The organism is Nocardiopsis xinjiangensis YIM 90004 (genome assembly GCF_000341145.1).
In the GTDB taxonomy this organism is placed as follows: domain Bacteria; phylum Actinomycetota; class Actinomycetes; order Streptosporangiales; family Streptosporangiaceae; genus Nocardiopsis; species Nocardiopsis xinjiangensis.
In genome coordinates this window covers 59,637-69,061 of the sequence record NZ_ANBE01000049.1, presented here as the reverse complement: position 1 = coordinate 69,061, position 9,425 = coordinate 59,637, and the positions used below count along the sequence as shown (strand labels likewise).

The window sequence follows — 9,425 nt, the reverse complement described above, 5'->3', positions numbered from 1 at the left end:
CCGCAACTCCCTGAACTCCAGGGTGTTGCGGGGACCGCTAGAACCCGAGGCGTCCGAACGGGCCCTTCGCATGCGCGCGGGTCAGGTGAACCAGTCCGAGGGACCGCCGAAGGGCACCCAGTCGGGCGCCGAACCCAGACCCACCGACAGGATCAGCATCGTGAGCAGGCAGATGCCCACGATCACGCCGATGTAGAGGTAGATGCTGTGGAAACGCACCCGCTCCACCAGCCACACCGCCTGATGGCGGGCCTCCCGGCCGCTGGGCATGATGTAACCGAGCAGCACCATCACGAAGATCGCGAACCCGCCGGTGTAGTTCGCGCCCTCACCCCCGGTGTCGACGAAGGCCGAATAGACCATGCCGACGAGGACGCCGCCGAGCAGGTAGATCGCGCCGAACCCGGCCGTGCGTACGAGCATCCTGCCCAGTGCCCACGGGAAACTCAGCACGACCATCATCGTGTCGGAGTTGCTGGGGCCGCGCCGCTGCAGACGCCGCGCGTGCTCGGCCTTGACCACGTCCAGCGCGGACAGGGCGGCGAGGATCAGCACCCCCAGCAGCAGGCCGAACCACGGGAACCACAGGGCCACACCCGCGAGCATGAACATGACCGGCACGAGTACCAGCGGGTGCATCCGCCGGGCCTCGTACTCCTCGTACTCGTCGTCGTGGTACTCGTCGTGCTCTTCGGCGTCGGACCCGCCGCGGAAGTAGTCACCGAGACGGTCGCTGCTGCCTTTGCGGAACCGGCCCAGCAGACCGCTGTTGTTCTCCCGGTAGTCCTCCTCGTCGAACTCCTGTGTCTGGTGCGGGCGCCCGCTTCCCACCGGGGTGAGGATGTCGCGGAAGTCCTCGGGCCGCAGCGCCGAGTTGAAGAACTGGGTCTGGGGCGTATCGTTCGACGGCTCTTGCGGCGGCGCCGGAGGCGGTCCCTGTCCCTGTTCCGAACGGTTCGCGGGCATCATCATCGTGCCCTGCTGGTCGTCCGGGCCCGGGACCTGGTTCGGATCCACCCGCATGGTGCCCTGCGGGTCCGCCTGAGGGCTCTGCGGCGTGATGCGCTCGGTGCCCTGGGCCCCACGCAGGTCGTCGGTGGACTCCTCATCGGGATCCCACCCGCCGGAGGCGGCCCGGCCGAGGTCGTCGGTGGACTCCCCACCGGCGGCCGGCCCGCCCGTGGGCTGCTGCTCGGTGCCCCATCCGCCCGTGGCCGGACGGTGCGACTGCTGGGCACCGCTGCCCCACCCCGCCGAGGCTGCGTGCGAGGTCTGCGGGGCCGACGGTGAGGCCCAGGCACTCTGGGCCGGGTTGGCACCGCTGCTGGTGTGCGGGGGTCCCCAACCCTGGCTCCCGCCGGCCTGGTTGGCCAGGTAGGCGCCGGCCGCGCCACCGGCGGCCGCTCCCCCCGCAGCGGCCGCGGCGGCCCCGCCACCGCCACCGGAGGCCGGCGGCTCCTGCTGCACCTGAACGGTGTGATTCCCGGTGAGGCCCGTGGGGCTGCCCGGGTCCTCGGTCCAAGGGAGATCGAGGTTGAGCCGGCTGGTCTCCAGGACGAGCTCGGCCGCGCTGGGCCGGCTGCCCATCTCCCGTGACACGGCGCGGTTGACGATCGGACACAGCGCCTCGTGCATGCCGTCCATGTCGATCTCGCCGTTGAGGATGCGGAAGAAGATGACCTCGAAGGAGCCCGCGCCGTAGGGCGGGCGCCCCGTCGACGCGAAGGCCACGGTGCCGCCCCAGGCGTGCACGTCGGTGGCCGGGCCCAGGTCGGTGCCCTCGATGACTTCCGGCGAGAGGTAGCTGGGTGTACCGACGAAGGTGCCGGTCTGGGTGAGCTTGGCGCCGTCGACCGCGTGGGCGATACCGAAGTCGATGACGATCGGTTCACCGTTGGAGATGATGACGTTGCCGGGCTTGAGGTCCCGGTGGATCACGTCCACGGCGTGGATGTCCTTGATCGCCCGGGCCATACCGGCCACGAAGCGGGTCAGCGCACGACCGCGCAGCGGACCGTGGTCCGTCACGGTCGCGTCCAGGGTCGGACCCGGGATGTACTCGGTGACCACCCACGGCAGCTCGGCCTGCGTATCGGCCTCGATCACCTCGGCCACGTTCGGGCTCTGCACGCGCCGCATCGTCTCGACCTCGCGCGAGAGCCGGGCGCGCGCGATCTCGTCCCCCGCCACCTCGGGCTTGAGGACCTTCACCGCCACGAACTGGTTGGTCCGGGGATCCTCGGCCTGATACACCACTCCCATGCCGCCCTGCCCGATACGGCGGCGGATGGTGTAGTGGCCGATGCGCTCCGGCAGCTCCTCGCCCGTGGGGAAACCTGCCGATATTGACATCGAGAATTCATCCCCTCAAAAGACCGCATACCACCACGTCCAGCTTAGCGGCCGGGGGATGGGTCAACATTGGCTTCGTGTGGCCCGTCTTGTGCCCGCATGACTCGTTGTGTGCGCCGCCGGGGTTCGGGGGTCCGGGCGGCCCGTCCGCGTGGGCTCACCACCACGAGTATGACGGAAAAAACGGCGTGGCGGTTCCCACCGACGGTATCGCGCGGGCGCGCCGCTTCGAGACCGGAGGACGGAGGAACCGGCACCACTGACCGTTTGCGGCCACCGGCGCCGGCCCTCACCCCAGGAGCCGATCGGCCCCGTGCCCGGTCAGCGGCCCTCGAACCGCGCCTTGCCGGGGCCCTCCTCGACAAAACTACGCATCCCGGTCTTCTGATCATCGGTGGCGAAGAGAGAGGCGAATTGCATCCTCTCGATCTCCAGCCCCGTGGACAGGTCGGTTTCCAGACCGCGGTCGACGGACTCCTTGGCGGCGGCCAGTGCCACGGCCGGCCCCTGGGCGAGCGGGGCGACCTTGGCGACGGCGGCGGCGTAGACCTCCTCGTCGGCCACGACCTCGTCGACCAGACCGATCTCACGGGCCTCCTCGGCACGCACGTGCCGACCGGTGAAGATCAGGTCCTTGGCGCGGGCCGGGCCGATGAGGCGCGGAAGGCGCTGGGTACCGCCGGCGCCGGGGATGACACCGAGCTGGATCTCGGGCACACCCAGCTTGGCCTCGGCGCCGGCGACGCGGAAGTCGGCGGACAGGGCCAGCTCCAGTCCGCCGCCGAGCGCGTACCCGGTCACGGCGGCCACGACCGGCTTGGGGATACGCTCCACGGCGTTGAGCGCCTCCTGCAGGCCGCGGGAGTACTCGCGCATCTGCACCGCCGTGCGATCGCCCATCTCCTTGATGTCGGCGCCGGCGACGAAGACACGCTCGCCCCCGTAGACGACCACGGCACGGACCTCGTCGTCGCCGGAGACCTGTGCTGCGGCCTCGGCGATCTCAGCGGTCAGAGCGGCGTTGAGTGCATTGACCTTGGGGCGGTCCAACCGGATGACGGCCACCCCCGGGTTGTCGGGGTCGGTCTCCACACGCACGAACTCGGCCACGCTCTTCACCTTCTCCATCTCGACGTCCCTGACCGCAATTGCCTATCACCCGGTCCCGGTCCAGAGCAGCACCAGGGTGCGTGTGCTGTAGGAGAGTCCGTAAGCGCACAGGAGCAGTGCGGGGGCGGCGGCCAGGAGCAGGGTGTCCCGCCGGCCCCACCGGCTGCGGCGCGCGTGGGTGCGCGGACCGGCGCCGAAAGCGCGCGCGTCCATGGCGGTGGCGAGCAGGGTCCCGGTGCGGATGGAACGTACGAGCAGGGAGAACAGCCGTCCGAAGAACAGCGGAACCGCACGGAGGGGGTTGCCCCCGGCCGCCAGGCCGCGGGCCCTCCGGGCGAGGGTGATGGTGCGCCACTGGTGGGCGAGCAGCGGTACGAGGCGCAGAGCGGCCAGCACCCCCATCGCGGGTCGTTCGGGCATCTTGAGACGTTGCACGAGCCCGTCGGAGAGGTCGGTGGGGTCGCTGCTGACGGCGGTGAGCAGGCCGGGCAGGGCAATGGCGAGGACCCGCACGGCCGCGCCGAGGGCACCCTCGGCCCCCTGGTCGCCGTAGAGGAGGTTGACCATCAGGGTCGAGCCGCCCATGAGCAGGAAGGGCAGCCCGAGCACGAGCAGGGTGCGCACGTCCGCGCCGCTGAAGGGCACCAGGGCCACGGCGGCCGCGAGCACGACCGCGCCGGTGACGGGGTCGGCGGCCGGGACCAGCCCGAGGGCGAGGGTCAGCGCGGCCAGGAGTTTGGCGGCGGGGTTGAAACGGGTCAGCCAGTGGCGGGCACCGGCGTCCTCGGGCACGTCCATGGTCAGGGTGTCGCCGCTGCTCGCGCTCACGCCCTCCTCCCCTCGCCGACGTGCACGTCTGCCCCACCGACCCGGACCCGGGTGTCGGTGAAGCGCCCCTGCAGGAGGGGGTCGTGGGTGGCCATGAGCACCGCGCTGCCGCCGGTGCGCAGGGCCGCGAGCAGATCCACCAGTTCGCTCCAGGTGCGGGTGTCCTGACCGAAGGTGGGTTCGTCCAGAGCCAGCACGTGCGGGGCGTTCGCGGGCCCGGAACCGAGCGCGGTGGCCACCGACAGCCGCCGTTTCTCCCCGCCGGAGAGGGTGTAGGGATGCACGTCGGCCAGGTGTTCCAGACGCAGACGCTGCAGGAGTTCATCGACGCGGGCCTCGGCCCGGGCCGGCGGCAGTCCGGCACGGCGCGGGCCGAACCCGAGCTCCTCCCGCACACTGGCGGTGACGAACTGGTCCTCGGCGTGTTGGAAGACGGTCCCCACGTGCCGGGCCAGACGGCGTGCGGGCCACCGGGACAGAGGACGCCGGTCGGCCCCTGCCAGGGGGCCGCGCGGCAGGACGGCGCCGCGGTGGGGACGGTCGAGCCCGGCCAGCAGGGTCAGCAGCGTGGACTTGCCCGAGCCGTTGGGGCCGACGAGGGCGGTGGCCGTGCCGGAGCGGACCTCGAGGTCCACGTCCTCCAGTACGGTCCTGCGCCCGCCGCCGCGCACACCCAGTTCGGCGGGGGTCCGTGCGCTCACCCCTTCCGCCGCCAGGACGGGAACGCCGCCCGGGGCAGGGGCCACGGACGGTTCCGGGTCCCGCCCCGGGACCCACACCCCGCGCTCGGCCAGTTCCGCGCCATGACGGGCGAAGACCTCCGCGGGCGTGCCGTCCGCGACGACACCGCCGCCGGGTTCGAGCACGACGACCCGGTCGACCAGGTCGACGACCTCGGCGACCCGGTGCTCGACCAGGACCAGGGTCGCCCCCGTCCCGGCCGAGACCCGTTGCAGGACGCCGCGGACGAGGGCGGCGCCCTCGGGGTCGAGGTTGGCGGTGGGTTCGTCCAGGAGCAGGAGCCGGGGCCGCATCGCCAGCGCCCCGGCGAGGACCAGACGCTGTTTCTCCCCACCGGAGAGCGCACTCGTGGAGTGGCGCTGACCGTAGGGGAACCCGACCGCGTCCAGTGCGTGAGCCACTCGGGGCCAGATCCGGGCGGGGTCCACGCCGAGGTTCTCCGGGCCGAAGGCCACGTCGTCCCCGGCCCGGGCCATGACCAGTTGCGAGTCCGGGTCCTGGCTGACCAGCCCCACCAGGCCGCGCCCGCGGTCGGCCGGGCGGCCGTCGACCAGCAGAGTGCCCTCCTGGTGCCCGCTGATGGCCCCGTCGGGCCCGGTGAGCCCGGCCAGAGCGTGCAGCAGGGTGGACTTGCCGGCGCCGGAGGCGCCCAGGAGCAGGACCCGCTCACCCGTGTCGATGCGCAGGTCCACCCCCCTCAGGGCGTGCGCGGAGCGGCCCGCGTGGCGCCACCCCCAACCGGACAGGCGGATGTCGGCCAAGGTCAGTCCCTCGCCGACGCGAACGGGGTCAACGCCCCTGCCCGGGCCAGGGACGTGGTCAACAGGCGCGCGCCCGCACCGGCCATGAGCGCGGAGCTGATCACCACGAGGGCGCCGTAGACCAGGTTGTGGGACAGCGGCCAGGCCACGTAGTACAGCACCGCGTCCTGCACCGCGGGCGAGAGCCCGGCGACAGCACCGGCGAGGACGGCGACGCCCATGGTCCAGCGGCGGTAACGCGTGGCCAGGAAGACCAGTTCGGGCAGCAGGCCCTGTGCCAGTCCCTGGAACAGCACCATGACGCCCCACTGGGTGCCCAGGACCATCGAGACGGCTGCGGCCGCAAGGGAGGTCAGCACGGCGGCACCGGGCTTGCGGATGACGAGACCGCCCAGCACGCCCGCGAGCAGCCAGACGCCGTAGAAGACGGCCTGAGCGGGCGGGAAGAGGACGAAGAGCGGGCCGGTGGCCGACCACACCAGGCCCCAGAGCCAGAAGACCACGCCCATGGCGACGCCGATGACGGCACCCACCACGATGTCCACGGTGCGCCAGGACCTGGCCAGGGCGATCACACCCGGGTGGGTCCGGGGGCTGCTTTCGGTGTCCATACGGATCGGTTCCTCTCGTCTGTGGCGACGAGGGGCGGCCGTACTGCTACGGCCGAGAGCGTTCCCGGTGTTCCGGGAACGGTTCCCACGACTTCCTTCGCCGGCATGATCCGGATCAGGTGCAGGACCCCTCCGGCTCGGCCGGACGGGCCCTAAGGGTCTGCGGCCCTCTCGTCCGCACTCTCAGCGCTCTCGCGCTCCCCTGTCGGTTCCTCCCATTATGCGTCACGAGGCCGGATCCGGCGAGTGCCCGTCCCCACATGCGGGCCGCACACGGTGAAGGGGCGCCCCGGTCCGGCCCCGGGACACCCCTTCACCTGCGGTTCGGATGTGGATCAGCCGTCGTCGGGGTCGCCCCCGCCGTCATCGTCCTCGCCCGAACCGGAGGGCTCCGAGGACGGGTCGCCGAACTTGCCGGGCGGGCTCGCGAAGCCGTCCTCCGGCGTCACCTCCACCGCCTCGCGCATGGTCTCCTGCCAGATCGGTCCGGGCAGTGTGCCTCCGTAGACCACACCGAAGCTGCGGCCGCCGATGGTCACGTTCCGGAGCGGGTACTGCTCACCACCGCGCACGTCGCCCACGACCACGGCCGAGGAGAGGTGCGGGGTGTAGCCGGCGAACCAGGCGTAGGCGGAGTTGTCGGTGGTCCCGGTCTTGCCGGCGGCCGGCGAACCGATGTCCAGTCCGTCGGCGGTGCCGCCCTCGAAGGGCTTCTGGAGCAGGTGGTTGACGCCGTCGGCGACGTCGGAGTCGATGACCTGCTCGCACTCGCTGCCGACCTGGACGCTCTCACCCCCGTTGTCGGGATCGCCGAGGGTGATCTCCCGTGCCGGAACGGGCTCGCACAGGTCGCCTCCGGAGGCGAAGACCGCGTAGGAGTTGGCCACGTTCATCGGCGACACCTCCTGGTCGCCGAGGGTGAAGGAGCTCCACACCCCCAGGTCCTGGCCGTCGGCTCGGTGCACCCCGAGCTTCTTCGCCATCTGCGAGGTCTCGCACAGGCCGACCCGGCGCTGCAGCTGCGCGAAGTAGGTGTTCACCGATTCCTTGGTCCCGCTGAGCATGTTGTGCTCTCCCCCGTCGCTCTCGCCGGCGTTGGACACGCTCCAGGAGGACATGTTCTCGCCGTCGCAGTTGGAGAGGCCGCCCACGGAGACCGACTCGGGTGCGTCGAAGCTGGTCCCGTATCCCATCCCTTCGTCCAGCGCCGCGGCGAGGGTGTAGGGCTTGAACGTCGACCCGGCCTGGAACCCGGTGGAGCCGCCCTCGTCCTGGTCCACGGCGAGGTTGATGGCGGTCGTCCCGGTGGTCTCGTCGTCGAACCCGTAGCGCAGGTTCTGCGCCAGGGCGCGGATCTGGCCGGTACCGGGTTGGACGATGGCCTGCGCAGCGAACTTCGTGGAGTCGTCCGGGGGCACGTGGCGGTCCACGGCCTCCTGCGCGGCCTCCTGCGCGCGGCGGCTGAGCCCGGTCTGCACGGTCATCCCGCCCTGGCCGATGACTTCGGTCCGTTCCTCCTCCGTCTCGCCGAGCACGTCGGAGGTCAGGAGCCAGTCCATGACGTACTGGCAGTAGTGCGGGTATTCGCTCTCGGCGCAGCTTCCTCCGCGGGGTGTGTGGTCGATACGCAGGTCACCGCGGTACTGGTCGGCCTCCTCCGCTTCGATGTATCCGGTGTCGACCATGCGGTCGAGGACGACGTCGCGGCGCTGCTCGGACTGCTCGGGGTTCTGCAGCGGATCGTAGTAGGAGGGGCTGCGCACGATCCCGACGATGGTGGCGGCCTGGCCGGGGTCGAGTTCGGCGGCGGTGGTGGAGAAGTAACGCTGGGCCGCCACCTCGATGCCGTGGGCGCCCGCACCGAAGTAGGCGAGGTTGAGGTAGCCCTGCATGATCTCGTCCTTGCTGAGGCGCTCCTCGAGTTCGACGGCCTGGCGCAGCTCGACGATCTTGCGGGTGATGTTGCGGCCGCTGGCGCGCTCCAGTTCCTCCTCGGTTTCGGCCTGTTCCATCAGCAGGTTCTTGACGTACTGCTGAGTGATGGTCGAGCCGCCCTGGGTGTCGCCCTGGGCGGTGCGCAGGGCGGCCCGCAGGAGACCGCGCAGGTCGAGGCCCTTGTGTTCGTAGAAGCGGTCGTCCTCGATGGCCATGAGCGCGGACGGCACCCACGGGCTGATCTCGTCGAGTTCGACGACCTCGCGTTCGCGCTGGGCGACCTCGCCGAAGGGGTCGCCGTCGGTGTCGGTGAGCACGACGTGCTCGGCGAGGCGGGGCACTTCCAGGTCGTGCGGGAGGTCCATGAAGGACGCGGCGGCGTCGCGTCCCGCCAGTCCGAGTCCTCCCACCCACGGCATGAGCAGCGCGGCGCTCAACAGACCGGCCAGGGCCCCGAGACCGGCCAGCCGCAGGACCTTCCCCCTCGTCTCGGTGTCGACTCTCCCGCGCAGTGTGCGCTTGTCCCCCGGCTCCCTCACGTCGCCCCCTACGAGGTGTGCGGCCCGCCCCACGCATCAGACGGTGCAGGCACTCCAACACAAGAGTTCCAGGAGCACGGCACGAACAGAACGGTCATTTCGGGCGCGTTAGTGAAAATCTTCCTCAATGCCCCGCAAAGGCCACGGACACATCACCTTCAACCCAGACATTCAGTCCACAAGAAACAACAGCGACATCAAGGGATGTCCGGAATACGGCCCTGCGCCCCAACGCAGTATCCGTTCAGCCCTACCCACGAGAAGACCACCACCAACACGAGCATGACTTTTCCGAATTTCCCCCACACACAACCCGAAAACCACCGGAGGGACACGCGGAAACGCAGGAAACTTATGACCGGTTTGCGAGGTTCACCCAGGCGAAACCTCACAAATACCAGGTTCATAGGCATGGATGCAGTGTGACTAAGGTCACGTAAAAGGCCCGGCCCCGATGCCCGGCCGAACGGCATGTGAGGGCCGACGATGGACAGCGGCGGGCAGCGAATCCGTGATCCGGACAGCCCTGGATGTGGACCGCCCGCCAC

General features: G+C 70.7%; 6 protein-coding genes. All 6 read right to left on the bottom strand.

Annotated features, from left to right (window positions below; genetic code table 11):
- Positions 1–81 precede the first annotated feature (81 nt).
- The 6 genes from D473_RS25190 to D473_RS0121185 all read right to left on the bottom strand — a co-directional run bounded on the left by D473_RS25190 (position 82) and on the right by D473_RS0121185 (position 8,877).
- Entirely contained in the window at positions 82–2,352 is a 2,271-nt protein-coding gene (locus tag D473_RS25190) for a protein kinase domain-containing protein (RefSeq protein WP_033353766.1), read from the bottom strand.
- Positions 2,353–2,673: 321 nt separating this feature from the next.
- Entirely contained in the window at positions 2,674–3,480 is an 807-nt protein-coding gene (locus tag D473_RS0121205) for an enoyl-CoA hydratase/isomerase family protein (RefSeq protein WP_017611048.1), read from the bottom strand.
- Positions 3,481–3,507: 27 nt separating this feature from the next.
- On the bottom strand, positions 3,508–4,290 hold the full coding sequence (locus tag D473_RS0121200; protein WP_017611047.1) for an energy-coupling factor transporter transmembrane component T: 783 nt from the start codon (positions 4,288–4,290) through the stop codon (positions 3,508–3,510).
- A complete protein-coding gene (locus D473_RS0121195) occupies positions 4,287–5,792 on the bottom strand; it encodes an ABC transporter ATP-binding protein (RefSeq protein ID WP_017611046.1) in 1,506 nt (501 codons plus the stop codon). The genes D473_RS0121200 and D473_RS0121195 overlap by 4 nt, the downstream gene beginning before the upstream one ends.
- Positions 5,793–5,794: 2 nt before the next feature.
- Complete coding sequence (locus D473_RS0121190) at positions 5,795–6,403, bottom strand: ECF transporter S component (RefSeq protein WP_017611045.1); 609 nt, start codon at positions 6,401–6,403, stop codon at positions 5,795–5,797.
- A gap of 335 nt (positions 6,404–6,738) precedes the next feature.
- The gene (locus D473_RS0121185; protein ID WP_017611044.1) at positions 6,739–8,877 is read right to left on the bottom strand and encodes a transglycosylase domain-containing protein; all 2,139 of its coding nucleotides are present in this window, start codon (positions 8,875–8,877) and stop codon (positions 6,739–6,741) included.
- Positions 8,878–9,425: the final 548 nt, after the last annotated feature.